This window comes from Microbacterium sp. PI-SA-G (assembly GCF_057215335.1).
Map to the genome: position 1 here is coordinate 834,354 of NZ_CM170103.1, position 16,658 is coordinate 851,011.

Genomic DNA, 16,658 nt, shown 5'->3' on the forward strand with positions numbered 1-16,658 from the left:
AGCCGCTATTCGGCGGATTCGCCGTTCGGGGAGGAGGAGTCAGCGGACTCGTCGACCTGCACGATGATGAGGGTCACGTTGTCGCGGCCCCCGTTCTCCAGCGCGGCGGCGAGCATCGCGTCGACTGCCGGTCCGGGCTGGGCGTGCTCGCGCAGGAAGTGCTGGATGCCGTAGTCCGTGAGCTCTTTGGTGAGCCCGTCGGAGCAGATCACGAAGCGGTCCCCGGAGCGCACGTCGATCGTGATGTAGTCCGGAGCCGTGAGCTCGCTGGCTCCGACCGCGCGCGTGATCACGTTGCTGTACGGGTGCCCCTCGGCCTCTTCGGGGCTGAGCTTGCCCGCCGCGATGAGTTCCTGGACCACAGAGTGATCTGTGGTGACCTGCAGAAGCCGGTCGTCACGCAGCAGATAGACGCGCGAGTCTCCGATGTTCAACGACACCCACTGCGGCTCGTCGCCCTCGAGGTCGAGGAACACGCCCGTCAACGTCGTGCCGGTGCCCTCGTCGGTCGTCTCCGGGTGGTCGGCGATGTCGGCCACGGCACGCTCGAGTGCGTGTTCGATCGCCGGCCGGCTCACCTGACCGTCAGTGACCATGCCCTGCAGCTGCGTGACGGTGCTCTGGCTGGCGATCTCGCCGCCGGCGTGGCCACCCATCCCGTCCGCGACGATGAACAGCGGATACTCCGCCAGGAATGCGTCCTGATTGTTGTCGCGGCGGCGACCCTGATCGGTGATTCCCGCCCATGACAGCAACAGACTGCGCTGCGCAACCGTGACGCTGCGCGTCGTCGTCGTCGTTTCAGCCACGTGCTGCCTCCGATGGACCTGCAGCCAGTCGGGCGGGCGCAGGATACTCACACATCGTACTGGAACTCCTGCGCGTCACCGGACTTCCCACAGCACTCATACGCGTGCCCCCGGGTCTTCCGGAAGCGGGAAGAGCACGTCGATCTCCGCGAGTTCCTGAGCATCCGGAGTCCACGCAGCGCCGGCCGCGGCATTCGCCTCGATCTGCGCCGCCGACGTCGCGCCGGCGATCACGCTCGACACGACGGGGTTGGCGAGGAGCCAGCCGAACGCCGCCTGGACCATCGTGATGCCGCGTTCATCGCAGAACCGCTGGAACTCCTCGAGAGCATCCCATGGCGCGTTCTCCCAGACGTGACGACGGCTCGACATGATGCGACTGCCCGCGGGACCACCCTCGCGAGTGAACTTGCCCGTGAGCAGTCCGTTGTGCAGCGGGAAGAACGGGAAGAAGCCGAGGCCATAGCGTGCGACCGCGGGAAGCACCTCGCGCTCCGCCGCCCGAGCGAGCAGCGAATAGTGGTTCTGCGCCGAGATGAAGCGGCCGGTCGAGCGCTGCTGCGACGTGAACTCCGCCTCCGCGACCTGCCACCCCGTGAAGTTCGAGTGCCCGTAGTAGCGGATCTTGCCTTCGCGGACGAGCTCGTCGAGCGCATCCGTCGTCTCGGCGATCGGTGTCTCCGGATCGGGAAGGTGCAGCTGGTAAAGATCGATCCAGTCGGTGCGCAGGCGGCGCAGCGACTCCTCGACCGCGCGCCGCACGTAGCGGCGGGATCCGCGACCCGCCGGGAAGTCATAGCCCATGTCGCGCTCATGCCCGAACTTCGTGGCGAGCACCACGCGATCGCGGCGACCCTCGAGGGCCTCTCCCATCAGCGTCTCGCTCGTGCCCGCGATCGCGCCGTACATATCGGCGGTGTCGAACAGGGTGATTCCGTTCGCGATCGCGGCGTCGATCACCTCACGCGTCCCTGCAAGCGACTCGGTGGCCGTGCCTGCCCGACCGAAGTTGTTGCAGCCGAGGCCGGTGGGAGACACCAGGAGACCGGACGCGCCGACGCGGCGCTGCGTGATGACCATGTGCTCCACGTTATCTCAGGGCTCGGACCCGGACGCGCGCACGAGTGGATCCGGAAACGGAACAAGGCCCCGGACCGGAGTCGGGGGCCTTGTTCCGTTTCTCAGGCCGGAGGCTGAGTCGGGTTCGTCGGCGGGGCCGGAGGCGCCGGCGGAGCCGCGGGAGGTGCCGGCGGAACCGGAGGGACCGCAGGGGCTCCGGTCGGGGGCACGGCGGGCGGCGTGTAGCCGGGCTGCGCCGGGGGCGCGTAGCCGGGCTGAGCCGGAGGGGCGTACCCCTGCGGTGCGGGCGGCGCGTAGCCCTGGGGCGACGGCGCCGAGTAACCCTGGGGGGCGCCGTAACCCTGCGGTGCCGCGGCAGCGGAAGGCTGAGAAGGAACGCCGTCCCAGCTCGTGCGGTCACCCAGGAACCCGTTGCCGGCCCACGGGGCCGGGGGCACGCTGTTGTTCCAGCGCGACTTGTCGAACGCGTTGATGCCGAGCCAGACCACCGAGAGGAAGATGTAGAGGATGACCCAGACGGCGTCCTTCTGCAGCTTGAGTCCAACGCGCCATGCGGCCAGGACGGACAGCACACCGAGAGCGAGCGAGAAGATCGCGCCGATACCGATCCACGACAGCAGGATGGTGCCGCCGAGGCCGTAGAGAACGAGCCAGGGGCTGAGGTCCGCCAGCTTGAAGAAGATCATGGTGTTGTACACCGGGATCCACGCACGCCACTTGCCCTGCACGCCTGCCTTCTCGAAGATCTTCATCAGGAACAGCGAGCCGATGACGTAGCCTGCGATCGCGGCGATGAAGCTGATGAGCAGCACGACGCCGATCACCGCAGCATATTGCGCGTCGTTGTAGTAAGAATCCATGATCCCCTCCGGATGGGAATGATCGGGCGCTGGGCGCGCCGCGACACCAACATATCGGTAGCACCCATACCCGGCAACGATCCACGCGGGAAGAACTCCCCATGCGCCGCCTGGGCACATCACTCCGAGACGACGAGCTCCAGGGTTCCCGCCGCGGATACGTCACGCAGAACGATGCCCCGCTTCAGCGCCCAGGAGCGCAGTGCCCGAAGCGAGCCGACGCGCGGTCGGTCTTCGGCCAGCGCCCGCACGAGCAGGCCCTTGGACTTCTTGTTGAAGTGGTTCAGCGCTCGGGACCCGCCTTCGTCATCGACCACCACCCGCACGTACGCCGAGGGCACGCTCGCGGGAATCGGGCCCAGCGCCACATAGGCCTCGCTCCGCAGGTCGAGGACGAACGACAGATTCTCCTCGACCATCGCAGCTGTCGTCGCATCCGCCCAGTGCCGCCGCAGAGCCGCCACGCCCGGCAGCGAGGTGCCGGCGGCGAGCCGGTATGCCGGGATCTGGTCCAGCGCACCAATCGGGCCGAAGGGCGCGCTGTGGATCCAGACGTGAGCCCCAAGCCACTTCCGAGATGCCCCGGTCAGCGTCGACGCGTCGAGCGCATCGAAGAGCACGCCGGTGTACCGGTCCACCGCCGGCATCGTCGCCGCGGAACGCAGCGCCCGATTGTGCGCGATGTCGTCAAGCTGCCGCGCGCTGAGCTTGAGCACGCGTCGAGCGGTGTCCTCGTCCGCGGCCAGTTCGATCAGGGCATCCACCACGTCACGGCGGTGTGCCCCGAGCCCCGGGAGCGCCAGCGCATCGAGGTCGAGCGGCGCGCCCTCGCCGCCGGGGCGCTTCGTCTCGGACGGCGGAAGCAGGACTTTCATGAGACCTCCAGGGGTGCAGACAGAAGCGTCCGCCTCGGATCCCGGTGAAGGGTTCCGAGGCGGACGCGTCGAGAAGAACTGCTCAGGCGATGAGAGCCGCGTTGCCGGCCACGATCGTCAGGGTGTCGCCCTCCATGGAGAGGAACCCGTCCTGCGCGTTGGCCAGCACCTTGGTGCCATCCGTCTGGGTGATGCGGACCTGGCCTTCGGCGAGGATGGCCAGGACGGGCTCGTGGCCCGTCATGAAGCCGATCTCACCCTCGACGGTCTTGGCGACCACGAGGCTCGCCTCTCCCGTCCAGACCTCCGCGTCCGCGGAGACGAGGCTGACGTTGAGCGCCATGGTCAGCCGTTCTCCTTCTGGATCTTCGCCCACTGCTCTTCGACGTCGTTGATGCCACCGACGTTGAAGAAGGCCTGCTCGGCGACGTGGTCGAAGTCACCGCGGGTGATCGCATCGAACGACTCGATGGTCTCCTTCAGCGGGACGGTCGAACCCTCGACACCGGTGAACTTCTTCGCCATGTAGGTGTTCTGCGAGAGGAACTGCTGGATGCGACGTGCACGCGACACGACGATCTTGTCTTCCTCGGAGAGCTCATCGACACCGAGGATGGCGATGATCTCCTGCAGCTCCTTGTTCTTCTGGAGGATCTGCTTGACGGTCGTCGCGACGCGGTAGTGGTCGTCGCCCAAGTACCGGGGGTCCATGATCCGCGACGTCGAGGTCAGCGGGTCGATGGCCGGGTACAGACCCTTCGAAGCGATCTCACGAGAGAGCTCGGTCGTCGCGTCGAGGTGGGCGAACGTGGTCGCCGGAGCCGGGTCGGTGTAGTCATCGGCCGGCACGTAGATCGCCTGCAGCGAGGTGATCGAGTGGCCACGAGTCGACGTGATGCGCTCCTGGAGGAGACCCATCTCGTCGGCCAGGTTGGGCTGGTAGCCCACGGCGGACGGCATGCGACCGAGCAGCGTCGAGACCTCGGAACCGGCCTGCGTGAAGCGGAAGATGTTGTCGATGAAGAGCAGCACATCCTGCTTCTGCACGTCACGGAAGTACTCCGCCATCGTCAGAGCCGAGAGGGCGACGCGCAGACGCGTTCCCGGCGGCTCGTCCATCTGGCCAAACACGAGGGCCGTCTTGTCGAAGACACCCGCCTCTTCCATCTCGTGGATCAGGTCGTTGCCCTCACGGGTGCGCTCACCGACACCGGCGAACACCGACACACCACCGTGGTCCTGCGCGACGCGCTGGATCATCTCCTGGATGAGGACCGTCTTGCCGACACCGGCGCCACCGAACAAACCGATCTTTCCACCCAGCACGTAGGGGGTCAGGAGGTCGATCGACTTGATGCCGGTCTCGAACATGGTGGTCTTCGACTCGAGCTGGTCGAAGTTCGGAGCCTTGCGATGGATGGGCCAGCGCTCCGTGACCTCGATCGTCTCGCCGGGCTCGAGGTTGAGCACCTCGCCGATGACGTTGAAGACCTTGCCCTTGGTGACGTCACCGACGGGGACCGAGATGGCCTCTCCGGTGTCGCGCACTTCCTGGCCGCGGACGATGCCGTCGGTCGGCTTCAGGGCGATGGCGCGGACGAGGTCGTCGCCGAGGTGCTGCGCGACCTCGAGCGTGATCTCGACCGAGGACTCACCGATGGTGATGGTGGTCTTGAGTGCGTTGTAGATGTCGGGGATCGAGTCGTGCGGGAACTCGATGTCGACAACCGGACCGTTGACGCGTGCGACGCGCCCGACGACCGCGGTCGCCGGCTGGTCAGCCGGAGCGGTGAGGGTCATTTTCGTCTCTTTCCTGATGGTCTATTTGCTCGACGAGAGGGCGTCGGCGCCGCCGACGATCTCTGCGATCTGCTGCGTGATCTCCGCCTGACGCGCGTTGTTGCGCAGACGGGTGTAATCGGTGATGAGCTTGTCGGCATTGTCGCTGGCGGACTTCATGGCCTTCTGCGTCGCTGCCTGCTTGGCGGCGGACGACTGCAGGAGGGCGTTGAAGACGCGGCTCTGGATGTACACCGGCAGGATCGCGTCCAGCACGGTCGCGGCATCCGGCTCGAACTCGTAGAGCGGGTAGACGGTGGTTCCCGCCTCCGACTCGTCGGCTTCCGAGATCTCCAGCGGAAGCATGCGCACGGATTCCGGCGACTGCGTCATCATGCTGACGAAGCGGTTGTAGACGAGGTGGATCTCATCGAGACCGCCGTCCTCGCCACCGCGGGAGAAGTCCTCGAGAAGCTTCTGCGAGATCTCCTTCGCCGTGTGGAACGTCGGGGTGTCGGTGTCGCCGGTCCACTCCGCGGCCGCCGCGATGCGGCGGAACTGGAAGTAGCCGACGGCCTTGCGACCGATGAGGTAGAACACCGGCTCCTTGCCCTGTCCGCGCAGGAGCTCCGCAACCTCGAGACCCTCACGGAGGATCTGCGAGTTGAAGGCTCCTGCCAGACCGCGGTCCGACGAGAAGATCACGACCGCGGAGCGGCGGATCGTCTCGGGCTCGCGAGTGAGCGGGTGGTCGACATTCGAGTGCGTCGCGACGGCCGACACGGCCCTCGTCACGGCTCGCGCGAAGGGGCTGGACGCTTTGACGCGTGCCATGGCCTTCTGAATGCGCGAAGCCGCGATGAGTTCCATCGCCTTCGTGATCTTCTTGGTCGTCTGAGCAGAAGAGATCTTCTGCTTGTAGACCCGGAGTTGAGCGCCCATGAGTTCAGTACCTCACGCGGTTACGCGCGACGACCCTTGACGATCTTCTCCTGGTTGACGTCGTCCGCCTCGGCAGCCGCGTGCTCCTCGTGGCCCGGAGCGCCGATGCCGGCTCCCTTGCCACCCTGGAACTCCAGGATGAAAGCGTCGGTGTGCTTCTCGAGCTCCGCCACCGTGTCGTCATCGAGGACGTTGGTGTCGCGCAGCGTGGTGAGCACCTGCGTGTTGCGACGCAGGTAGTCCAGCAGCTCGCGCTCGAACCGCAGCACATCGGAGACCTCGATCGTGTCGAGCTTTCCCTTGGTACCGGCCCAGATCGAGACGACCTGCTCCTCGACGGGGTACGGCGAGTACTGGGGCTGCTTGAGCAGCTCGGTCAGACGCGCACCGCGGGACAGCTGACGACGCGACGCCTGGTCGAGGTCGGACGCGAACATCGCGAACGCCTCGAGCGAACGGTACTGCGCCAGCTCGAGCTTCAACGTTCCCGAGACCTTCTTGATCGACTTGACCTGTGCGTCACCGCCGACTCGCGAGACCGAGATACCCACGTCGACCGCCGGACGCTGGTTGGCGTTGAAGAGGTCGGACTGGAGGAAGATCTGGCCGTCGGTGATCGAGATCACGTTGGTCGGGATGTAGGCCGAGACGTCGTTGGCCTTGGTCTCGATGATCGGGAGACCCGTCATCGATCCCGCGCCGAGCTCGTCGGAGAGCTTCGCGCAACGCTCCAGCAGACGGGAGTGCAGGTAGAAGACGTCACCCGGGTAGGCCTCGCGGCCCGGCGGACGACGCAGCAGGAGCGACACGGCGCGGTACGCCTCAGCCTGCTTCGACAGGTCGTCGAAGATGATCAGGACGTGCTTGCCGCCGTACATCCAGTGCTGGCCGATGGCCGAACCGGTGTAGGGAGCGAGGTACTTGAAGCCGGCGGGGTCGGATGCCGGAGCTGCCACGATCGTGGTGTACTCCAGGGCTCCGGCCTCTTCGAGCGCGCCCTTCACCGAAGCGATGGTCGAGCCCTTCTGCCCGATGGCGACGTAGATGCAGCGAACCTGCTTGTTGACGTCGCCGGACTCCCAGTTGTCCTTCTGGTTGATGATCGTGTCGATCGCGATCGCGGTCTTGCCGGTCTGGCGGTCACCGATGATCAGCTGACGCTGACCGCGGCCGACGGGGATCATCGCGTCGATGGCCTTGATGCCGGTCTGCATCGGCTCGTGGACCGACTTGCGCTGCATGACGCCAGGCGCCTGCAGCTCGAGCTCACGGCTGCCTTCGGTCGCGATCGAGCCGAGGCCGTCGATCGGGTTGCCGAGCGGGTCGACGACACGACCGAGGTAGCCGTCACCGACCGGAACGGAGAGGACCTCACCGGTGCGGGTGACTTCCTGACCGGCCTCGACGCCGGTGAAGTCGCCCAGGACGACGACACCGATCTGGTTCTGGTCGAGGCTCAGGGCGAGGCCCTTGGTGCCGTTGCCGAAGGTCACGAGCTCGTTGGCCATGACGCCGGGCAGGCCCTCGACGTGCGCGATTCCATCCGCGGCGTCGATGACGGTGCCGACCTCGGTCGCCGCGGCCCCGGTGGGCTCGTAGGCGGCGGCGAAGTCCTTCAGCGCGTCACGGATGACGTCGGGGCTGATCGATAGTTCTGCCATTGTCTTCCCTTTGTATCTGGGTGCGCGGTTCCCCGCGCGAAGTCGTGTTAGCCCGCGAGCTTCTGGCGAAGGTCTGCGAGTCGAGCGGAGATGCTGCCGTCGATGACGTCATCGGCGATCTGCACGCGCAGGCCTCCGAGGACGGCAGGGTCGATGACGACGTTGAGCGAGACCTTGCCGTCGTAACGACGCGAGAGAGCGTCGCTCAGACGGGTGCGCTGAGCCTCGTTGAGCTCGGATGCACTGTGGACGGTCGCGACGACCCGACCGTGCTGGTCCGAGACGATACGCATGGCGCGGTTGAGCAGCTGGCGGATGCGACGCCCGCGCGGCAGGCGCACGAGCGACGAGACGATCAGCGTGGCCGGAGCACTGGCCGACCCGGCGAGCAGGCGCTCGACGAGGTCGCCCTTGGCGGCTCCTCCCCCGAGGCGGCTGCCCAGGGCGAGTTCGAGTTCCGAGTTCGCGGCGACGACGCGGGAGAAGCCGAACAGCTCCGCCTCGATGTCGGCGTCGCTGTCGGCGATCGCCGTCGCCCGGATCGCGAGTTCCTCGATGCCGTCGACGAGCTCGCCCGCGTCGGACCAGCGCTCGCTCACGACCGCCCGCAGAACGCTCTGCGCGTTCTGCGAGAAGCCGCCGAAGACCGCCGAGACGACGTTCTGCCTGGCCTCGGCCGGAGCCGAGGCATCGGCCAGCGCGCCGCTCAGATGCGACGACTCGCCCACGGCATGCGCCGCGGCGAAAAGCTCCCGCGCGGTGTCGAGGGTGACGCCGGATGCCGCGGCAAGCGCCTGAACGGATGCCGCAAGCGCCTGAGTGGTCGCGCTCCCCATTACTGGGCCGCCTTCTCGGATGCTTCGAGGTCGGCGAGGAAGCGGTCGACCACGGCCGTCGCACGAGCGTCGTCGGACAGCGTCTCTCCGACCACACCACCGGCGAGGTCGATGGCGAGCGTTCCGACCTCGCTGCGGAGCGAGACGAGAGCGGTCTGACGCTCGGCCTCGATCTGCGTGTGCGCGGTGGCGGTGATGCGTGCCGCTTCGGTGGTCGCGGCGTCCTTGGCCTCGGCGACGATCTTCTTGCCGTCCTCACGGGCGGCCTCACGGATCTCACCGGCTTCGGTGCGTGCCTCGGCCAGCTGACGCGTGTACTCCTCGAGCGCGGCCTCAGCCTGCTTCTGAGCCGCGTCGGCCTTCGCGATGTTGCCCTCGATGGCGGCGGACCGCGCGTCGAGCAGCGCATACAGCTTGGGAAGTGCGACCTTCCACACCACCGCGAGGATCACGATGAAGCAGACCGCAGACCAGATGATGTCATACCACGCGGGGATGAGCGGGTTCTGGTCCGCCCCCTCGGCAGCGTGTGTGACAAGAGCGTTTAGCATCCTGTCTCCTTGTCGAAGCTCGAAGTCAGGACTGGAAGATGAAGTAGGTAGCGATGCCGATGAAGGCGAGCGCCTCGGTGAAGGCGATACCGATGTACATCAGGACCTGCAGGCGACCTGCCAGCTCGGGCTGACGGGCGACGCCCTCGATCGTCTTCCCGACGACGATGCCGACGCCGATGGCCGGACCGATCGCGGCGAGGCCGTAACCGACGGTGCCGATGTTGCCGGAGAGTTCAGCGAGAACCGTAGTGGTGTCCACGGGTTTTTCCTTTCAGTTGGGTGGACAGGCAGGTGCCTGTCCGCTCAGTGCTCTTCTGCAACCGCGAGCTGGATGTAGACCGCGGTGAGGATGGTGAAGACGTAGGCCTGCAGGAAGGCCACGAGGACCTCGAACAGGGTGAAGGCGAAGCCGAAAGCGAGCGTGCCGGCGCCGAGAGCGATCCAGCCGCCACCGAGGGTGATCACGAAGAACTGCGTCGCCGAGAAGAACAGCACGAGCATGAGGTGACCGACGACCATATTCATCAGCAGTCGCAGCGTCAGCGTGATCGGACGGATGATGAACGTCGAGAGAATCTCGAGCGGCGTCACGATGATGTAGAGGAACGGCGGGACGCCGGAGGGGAAGAGCGAGTTGCGGAAGAAGTTCTTCGGGCTCTTCTTGACACCTGCGTAGATGAAGGTCACGTAGCTGACCAGCGCGAGCAGCAGCGGGACGGCGATGATGCTCGTGCCGGCGATGTTCATGAAGGGGATGATGCCCGTGAGGTTCATGAACAGGACCATGAAGAAGATCGTCGCGAGGATCGGCAGGAACCGGCGCCCGTCCTTGCGCCCGAGCAGGTCTTCGGCGACGTTGACCCGCACGAAGTCGAGCCCCATCTCCGCGACGGTCTGGAAGCGGCCGGGAACGACTCGCATGCGGCGGGTGCCCAACCAGAGGAACAGCACCACCGCGATAGTGGCGATGAACTGGACCAGGTGGATCCGGTTGATTACCAGATCGCCGATCTGGAAGACGGCGTCGGGGAAGAACTCAGCGATGGACGGAGCGTGGAACTCGTCATCCGTGGCGAGTCGGGGCATCAGGTTCGCAGCAAGATTGAACAGCGCGGGCTCCAGCTTCGGGGCACCGGTCAAAACCGGGGCGACGATGGTCGGTGTGCTTCAGGCGCAAGCGCTCGCGAGCGAGCGGCGGGGGCGTGTAAACACTATCAGACTCCAAGGGTGGCCTAAGAACTCGGCGGACCGTCTCCGGAGGAGGCGACGCCGGGCGCGGTGTCTTCAGGAACCTCCGTCGGCAGCGTCGAATCGCTCACGACGGGCAGACGCATGGTGCTGATGACAACCGCATCGACGATGAGCGACACCAAGACGCCCGCGACGATAGAGACGAAGAAGACGACCGGGTGGATCCACTGCTGATCCTTGAGCACCACGATCACCAGGAAGAAAACGATCAGCTTCAGTATCCATCCGCCGAGCACGAGGGCGAAGAAGAACTGCACGTACAGCGGCTCCCCATACCAGCGATTGGCGATCAGGATGCTGATGCCGGTGATGCCGAGGAAGACCGCAGAGAGCAGGACTCCGAGCAGTCCGCTGACAAGCCCCTCCCTCTGCGCGACGATGTTTCCGACGATCGCCGCGACGATGGCGAGGAGTACGGTCGCCGCCGCCGACCAGAGGAGGGCTCTGCGGAGGATCGGCGTGCTGGATACGGGGTTCGGGCTCATCAGGACTCCAGGGATGTCGGGTCGGGCGCGTGTGCCGGCGCCGGCTTCTTGCGTCGGGAAGGCAGCAGGGTGATCAGCAGGCAGGCGACGATGCCCACCGCTCCGAAGGCGACGCCGGGAAGGTACTGGCCGGGCCAGTCCTCACGCGCGCCGACGTACATGAGCAGCACGGCGAGGGAGATGACGGCGGTCCATGCGTAGAAGATGAGGACCGCGTCACGGTCGCGGTGCCCGAGATCGAGCATCCGGTGATGCAGGTGCTTGCGATCCGGCGAGAACGGCGAGCGACCGGCGCTCATGCGTCGGAGGACGGCGAGACCGAAGTCCAGCAGAGGCAGCAGCACCACCAGCAGCGGCAGCAGGATCGGGATGAACGCACCCAGCAGCTGCGAGCGGCCGATGCGCTCGGGGTCGAGGGCCGACGGCTCGAGCTGGCCGGTCACGGCGATGGCGGACGTGGCCATCAGCAGGCCGATCAGCAGCGCGCCGGAGTCCCCCATGAAGAGCTTTGCCGGACTCCAGTTCAACGGCAGGAAACCGAGGCAGGCGCCGATCAGCACCGCGGCGAGGAACGTCGACAGGTTGAAGTAGCTCGACGCCCCCGAGTCGCGGGTCAGGATGTATGAGTAGGCGAAGAAGACGCCGTTGGCGATCAGACACACGCCGGCGACGAGCCCGTCGAGTCCGTCGATGAAGTTCACCGCGTTCATCACGATCACGATCGCGAACATCGTGATCGTGATGCTCAGCCAGCTCGAGAACACGATGAGGTCGCCGAACGGAAGCGACAGGATCTGCAGGCCCCCTCCGACCGTGATGATCCCGGCCGCGAGGAACTGCGCCCCCAGCTTGATCATCCAGTCGATGTCCCAGAGGTCGTCGACGACGCCGACCACGGCGATCAGGAGCGAAGCCCCGAGGATCGACCACATGGTCTGCGGCGGCATCCAGATCGAGTGGAAGAACGGGTTCAGGGACGAGACGAGGCATGCGATCGCGATACCGAAGAAGATGGCAACACCCCCCAGTCGGGGGGTCGGCGTGGTGTGCACGTCGCGATCACGGATGCCCGGATAGAGCTTGAAGCGGAGACTCAGCCGCCAGACCGCCCAGGTCAGCGCGAGGGTGACCGCGGCGGTGATGATGATCGTGAAGAGATACTGCTTCACGAATCCTCGTCCTGGTGCTCCCCCTGCGTCGGCTCGTCGGTCGCCGACGTCGCCTCCGGTTCGAGCACGTCGCCGAGCACCTCCTCGAGCTGCGCGCGGGTCACGACGCCGTGACGGAGGATGCGGATCACTGCGGGCTCGGTGTCGTCTTCTGCGGGGCGGACCAGGGAGGTGGCATCGACGATGGTCGACGCGATCCCGTCGCGACTCATACCGTCGGCGAGATAGACGGCGACGCTCTCACCGAGCATCTGCTCGGCGTCGTGCGCCGACACCGCGGCATCCTTGCCGGTGAGGTTCGCACTCGAGACCGCAAGCGGACCGGTCTCGGCGAGCAGTTCGAGAGCCACACGCCCCTCGGGCATGCGCACGGCCACCGTTCCGAGGGTCTCCCCCAGGTCCCACACCAACGAGGGCTGTGCGGGGAGGACGATCGTCAGCCCGCCCGGCCAGAACGCGTCGACGAGACGCTGCACGGGCTCCGGCACCGACTCGGCGAGGGCCGTGAGGGTCTCCTTGGTGCCGATCAGCACGGGCGGCGGCTGGTTGCGACCTCGTCCCTTCGCGTCGAGCAGCCGCTGCACGGCGGCAGGCGAGAATGCGTCGGCGGCGACGCCGTAGACGGTGTCGGTGGGCATGACGATGAGCTCGCCGCGGGCGATCGCCTGGCGCGCGTGCCGCATGCCGGCGAGGAGCTGAGCCTCGTCGAGGCAGTCGAAGATGGAGGACATGACCGTTCGATTCTATGCGTCGTCGGCGTGGCGAATGCTCGGAGCCGTGTGATCAGGGTCGGAGAGCGGTCGTGGCGCGATCACGCAGCGTCAGATCGCGATGGGTCGCGGTGGCGCGCCAGCCGTCGGCGGTGAGGATCCCGCGGATCGATTCGCCCTGCAGTTCACCGTGCTCGATCACCAGCAGCCCGCCCGGATGCAGCAGCTGCAGCGCCCGAGTGCTCAGCACCCGCACGATGTCGAGACCGTCCGCTCCTCCGTAGAGCGCCATCGCCGGATCGAACAGCCGCACCTCGGGGTCGCGCGGGATCGCGGCGTCGGGCACATACGGAGGATTCGAGATCACGACGGCGGCCGTGCCGTCGAGCTCCGGGAACGCGGTCGCGAGATCGGACAGCACGAGGGTGACGTTGTCGACTCCGCTGATGTTCCTGCTCGCCCACGCGTGGGCGTCGGGCGAGAGCTCGGCCGCATGGATTCGCGCGTGCGGCACCTCGGTCGCCATCGCGAGGGCGATCGCTCCGCTGCCGGTGCCGAGATCGATGCCGATCGGGGCCGGGTCGGACGAGTTGAGCAGGGCGTCGATCGCGAACTGCACGACGGTCTCGGTCTCGGGGCGCGGCACGAACACCCCGGGGCCCACCGCGAGTTCCAGATGCCGGAACGGCGCCATACCGGTGATGTGCTGCAGCGGCTCCCGTGCCGCGCGGCGGGTGGCCAGTGCCTCGAGACGCTCCACGGAGGGCGCATCGATCGAATCGCCTCGGATGATCGCCGCCTGCACCTCGCCGCGCCGGCGTTCGAGCACATGTCCGGCCAGGAGCTCCGCATCGACCAGAGGATCCGGCACACCGGCGTCGGCCAGTCTCTGAGCCACGGAGCGCACCAGGGACGCGAGGGAATTCTCAGGCATGGTTTCCAGCGTAGGGCGCGGGAGGGTGTCACAATGACTCCCCCCTCAGCGACCTCGAATAGGCTGAAGCCCCGCTCCCCGACGAAGAAGGCGACTCCATGACCGGCATCCACCCCGACATCACGACCGCATTCGGCAACACTCCGCTCGTGCGCCTGAACAAGGTGACCGCGGGCCTGGGTGCCACGGTCCTGGCCAAGCTCGAGTACTACAACCCGGCGTCGAGCGTGAAGGACCGTATCGGCATCGCGATGGTCAACGCGGCCGAGGCCTCGGGTGAGCTCAAGCCCGGGGGCACGATCGTGGAGTCGACCAGCGGCAACACCGGCATCGCGCTCGCGATGGTCGGCGCGGCGCGCGGCTACCGCGTGATCCTCACGATGCCCGCGTCGATGTCGAAGGAGCGCCGGGTACTGCTCAAGGCGTTCGGTGCGGAGATCGTGCTGACGGACCCCACCAAGGGCATGAGCGGTGCGATCGAGGTCACGAAGCAGATCGTCGAGGACAACCCCGGATCGGTGTGGATCCGTCAGTTCGAGAACGCCGCCAACCCGCAGATCCATCGCGAGACGACCGCGCAGGAGATCCTCCGCGACACCGACGGAGACGTCGACATCTTCATCGCGGGCGTCGGCACCGGCGGGACCGTCACCGGAACCGGCCAGGCGCTCAAGGCGGCCAAGCCCGATGTGCAGGTCATCGCGGTCGAGCCCAAGGACTCCCCCGTGCTGAGCGAGGGCCACCCCGGCCCGCACAAGATCCAGGGAATCGGCCCGAACTTCGTTCCCGCGATCCTCGATCGCGACGTGATCGACGAGGTCATCACGGCGGAGTTCGACGAATCGATCCAGGTGGCGCGTCGGCTGATGGCCGAAGAGGGCCTGTTGGTGGGCATGTCGTGCGGTGCGGCCGTGTCGGCGGCGTTGAAGGTGGCCGCGCGCCCCGAGAACGTCGGCAAGACGATCGTCGTGATCCTGCCCGACAGCGGGGAGCGCTACCTCTCCACGGCGCTGTTCGAAGACCTGCGCGAGAGCTGAGCGTGGATGCCGTCAGCCGAATGCGCGAGGACATCGCGGCAGCGAGACTCCGTGATCCCGCAGCGCGAAACAGCTTCGAGGTCGCGCTGCTGTATCCGGGTCTGCACGCGATCTGGGCGCACCGACTGAACCACGCGCTCTGGCGCCGAGGCCTGCGCTTTGCCGGTCGACTCGGCTCGCAGCTCGCTCGGGTCCTGACCGGCATCGAGATCCACCCCGGGGCTCGGATCGGACGCCGCTTCTTCATCGATCACGGGATGGGTGTCGTGATCGGCGAGACGGCGGAGATCGGCGACGACGTGATGCTCTATCACGGCGTCACGCTCGGCGGCAGGACGCGCGACTCAGGCAAGCGGCATCCGACCATCGGTGACGGCGTCGCCGTGGGCGCAGGAGCGAAGATCCTCGGCCCGGTCACCGTCGGCGCGCACAGCATCGTGGGCGCGAACGCGGTCGTCACCAAGGACGCCCCGGCCGACAGCGTGCTGGTCGGTGTGCCGGCGAAGGCGCGCTCGCGGATTCGCGGCGAAGACACCCGGGCGCTTCTCGCGGCGCCGGACTACTCGATCTGACGGTGCGCTGAGCCTGGAGCTCAGGACTCGGAGCCGACGGCGGCGAGACGGGCTTCCTCGTCGGCGGCGATCGCGGACTCGATGATGGGTTCGAGGGCGCCGTCCATGACCTGATCGAGGTTGTACGCCTTGAAGCCGGTACGGTGATCGGCGATCCGGTTCTCGGGGAAGTTGTACGTGCGGATGCGCTCGGAGCGATCCATCCCGCGAATCTGCGACTTGCGCGCGTCGGAGGCGGCAGCGTCGATCTCCTCCTGCTGCTTCGCGAGGATGCGAGCGCGGAGCACGCGCATGCCGGCCTCGCGGTTCTGCAGCTGCGACTTCTCGTTCTGCATCGACACCACGATACCTGTCGGCAGGTGGGTGATGCGCACGGCGGAGTCGGTCGTGTTGACCGACTGGCCGCCCGGTCCGGACGAGCGGAACACGTCGATCTTCAGGTCGTTCTGGCTGATGGCGACCTCGTCGGGCTCATCGACCTCGGGGAACACGAGCACGCCCGTGGTGGAGGTATGGATGCGGCCCTGCGACTCGGTGGCCGGCACTCGCTGCACGCGGTGCACGCCACCCTCGTACTTGAGATGCGCCCACACCCCTTGCGCCGGGTCGGTGGAGGATCCCTTGATCGCGATCTGCACGTCCTTGTAGCCGCCCAGATCGGACTCGTTGCGCTCGAGCAGCTCGGTCTTCCAGCCCTTCGAGGCGGCGTACTGGATGTACATGCGCAGCAGATCCGCGGCGAACAGCGCGGACTCCGCCCCGCCCTCCCCCGCCTTGATCTCCATGATCACGTCACGCGCGTCATCGGGATCGCGCGGGATCAGCAGACGACGCAGCCTCTCCTGCGCGCTCTGCAGTCCCTCTTCGAGCACCGGAACCTCGGCGGCGAACGTCTCGTCCTCACGAGCGAACTCACGGGCGGCCTCGAGGTCGTCGTTCGCCGCCGACCAGGCGTCGTAGGCCGCGACGATCCGCGACAGCTCCGCGTAGCGACGGTTGACGCGTTTCGCCCGCGCGGCATCGGCGTGCACCGCCGGGTCGGAGAGCTCCTCCTGGACCCGGCGATGCTCGTCGATCAATGCCTGAACGGACTCGAACACGAGG

19 protein-coding genes are annotated in these 16,658 nt (G+C 66.9%); 2 read left to right on the top strand and 17 right to left on the bottom strand.

Going from position 1 to position 16,658, the window contains the following annotated elements:
• Positions 1-5: 5 nt before the first annotated feature.
• The 16 genes from AC2D10_RS04235 to prmC all read right to left on the bottom strand — a co-directional run bounded on the left by AC2D10_RS04235 (position 6) and on the right by prmC (position 13,945).
• Positions 6-809 carry a PP2C family protein-serine/threonine phosphatase gene (locus tag AC2D10_RS04235; protein ID WP_484710665.1) on the bottom strand — a complete coding sequence of 268 codons (804 nt, stop codon included), beginning with the start codon at positions 807-809 and terminating at the stop codon, positions 6-8.
• 96 nt (positions 810-905) lie between these two features.
• Complete coding sequence (locus tag AC2D10_RS04240) at positions 906-1,889, bottom strand: aldo/keto reductase (protein WP_484710666.1); 984 nt, start codon at positions 1,887-1,889, stop codon at positions 906-908.
• A gap of 101 nt (positions 1,890-1,990) precedes the next feature.
• A complete protein-coding gene (locus AC2D10_RS04245) occupies positions 1,991-2,749 on the bottom strand; it encodes a large exoprotein (RefSeq protein WP_484710667.1) in 759 nt (252 codons plus the stop codon).
• A 119-nt stretch (positions 2,750-2,868) separates the two neighbouring features.
• Complete coding sequence (locus tag AC2D10_RS04250; protein ID WP_484710668.1) at positions 2,869-3,624, bottom strand: YaaA family protein; 756 nt, start codon at positions 3,622-3,624, stop codon at positions 2,869-2,871.
• An 82-nt stretch (positions 3,625-3,706) separates the two neighbouring features.
• Positions 3,707-3,967 (bottom strand): F0F1 ATP synthase subunit epsilon, encoded by a 261-nt coding sequence (locus AC2D10_RS04255; protein WP_046014456.1) that lies wholly within the window; start codon positions 3,965-3,967, stop codon positions 3,707-3,709.
• Between the two features lie 2 nt (positions 3,968-3,969).
• Positions 3,970-5,424 (bottom strand): F0F1 ATP synthase subunit beta, encoded by a 1,455-nt coding sequence (gene atpD, locus AC2D10_RS04260; RefSeq protein WP_484710669.1) that lies wholly within the window; start codon positions 5,422-5,424, stop codon positions 3,970-3,972.
• A gap of 21 nt (positions 5,425-5,445) precedes the next feature.
• On the bottom strand, positions 5,446-6,345 hold the full coding sequence (locus AC2D10_RS04265) for a F0F1 ATP synthase subunit gamma (protein ID WP_484710670.1): 900 nt from the start codon (positions 6,343-6,345) through the stop codon (positions 5,446-5,448).
• Positions 6,346-6,365: 20 nt separating this feature from the next.
• The gene (gene atpA / locus AC2D10_RS04270) at positions 6,366-8,006 is read right to left on the bottom strand and encodes a F0F1 ATP synthase subunit alpha (protein ID WP_484710672.1); all 1,641 of its coding nucleotides are present in this window, start codon (positions 8,004-8,006) and stop codon (positions 6,366-6,368) included.
• 47 nt (positions 8,007-8,053) lie between these two features.
• Positions 8,054-8,842: a F0F1 ATP synthase subunit delta gene (locus tag AC2D10_RS04275; RefSeq protein WP_484710673.1), complete on the bottom strand. Its 789-nt coding sequence runs from the start codon at positions 8,840-8,842 to the stop codon at positions 8,054-8,056.
• On the bottom strand, positions 8,842-9,393 hold the full coding sequence (locus tag AC2D10_RS04280; protein ID WP_484710674.1) for a F0F1 ATP synthase subunit B: 552 nt from the start codon (positions 9,391-9,393) through the stop codon (positions 8,842-8,844). The genes AC2D10_RS04275 and AC2D10_RS04280 overlap by 1 nt, the downstream gene beginning before the upstream one ends.
• 25 nt (positions 9,394-9,418) lie before the next feature.
• A complete protein-coding gene (gene atpE / locus AC2D10_RS04285; RefSeq protein WP_484710675.1) occupies positions 9,419-9,655 on the bottom strand; it encodes an ATP synthase F0 subunit C in 237 nt (78 codons plus the stop codon).
• A 44-nt stretch (positions 9,656-9,699) separates the two neighbouring features.
• Complete coding sequence (gene atpB, locus AC2D10_RS04290; protein ID WP_484710677.1) at positions 9,700-10,482, bottom strand: F0F1 ATP synthase subunit A; 783 nt, start codon at positions 10,480-10,482, stop codon at positions 9,700-9,702.
• Positions 10,483-10,628: 146 nt separating this feature from the next.
• Entirely contained in the window at positions 10,629-11,132 is a 504-nt protein-coding gene (locus AC2D10_RS04295; RefSeq protein ID WP_484710678.1) for a Cg1360 family ATP-synthase-associated protein, read from the bottom strand.
• On the bottom strand, positions 11,132-12,301 hold the full coding sequence (locus AC2D10_RS04300; protein WP_484710679.1) for an MraY family glycosyltransferase: 1,170 nt from the start codon (positions 12,299-12,301) through the stop codon (positions 11,132-11,134). The genes AC2D10_RS04295 and AC2D10_RS04300 overlap by 1 nt, the downstream gene beginning before the upstream one ends.
• Complete coding sequence (locus tag AC2D10_RS04305) at positions 12,298-13,032, bottom strand: L-threonylcarbamoyladenylate synthase (RefSeq protein WP_484710680.1); 735 nt, start codon at positions 13,030-13,032, stop codon at positions 12,298-12,300. The genes AC2D10_RS04300 and AC2D10_RS04305 overlap by 4 nt, the downstream gene beginning before the upstream one ends.
• Before the next feature lie 52 nt (positions 13,033-13,084).
• Positions 13,085-13,945, bottom strand: coding sequence for a peptide chain release factor N(5)-glutamine methyltransferase (gene prmC / locus AC2D10_RS04310; protein ID WP_484710682.1), 861 nt, complete (start codon positions 13,943-13,945; stop codon positions 13,085-13,087).
• 98 nt (positions 13,946-14,043) lie between these two features.
• Between prmC and cysK the strand changes: the two genes are divergently transcribed.
• Positions 14,044-14,982, top strand: a complete 939-nt coding sequence (cysK, locus tag AC2D10_RS04315; RefSeq protein WP_484710684.1) for a cysteine synthase A — start codon at positions 14,044-14,046, stop codon at positions 14,980-14,982.
• A 20-nt stretch (positions 14,983-15,002) separates the two neighbouring features.
• Positions 15,003-15,554, top strand: a complete 552-nt coding sequence (epsC, locus tag AC2D10_RS04320) for a serine O-acetyltransferase EpsC (protein WP_484710686.1) — start codon at positions 15,003-15,005, stop codon at positions 15,552-15,554.
• Positions 15,555-15,574: 20 nt separating this feature from the next.
• Here the strand turns inward: epsC and prfA are convergent, their stop codons facing one another.
• Positions 15,575-16,654, bottom strand: coding sequence for a peptide chain release factor 1 (prfA, locus tag AC2D10_RS04325; protein WP_484710687.1), 1,080 nt, complete (start codon positions 16,652-16,654; stop codon positions 15,575-15,577).
• Positions 16,655-16,658: the final 4 nt, after the last annotated feature.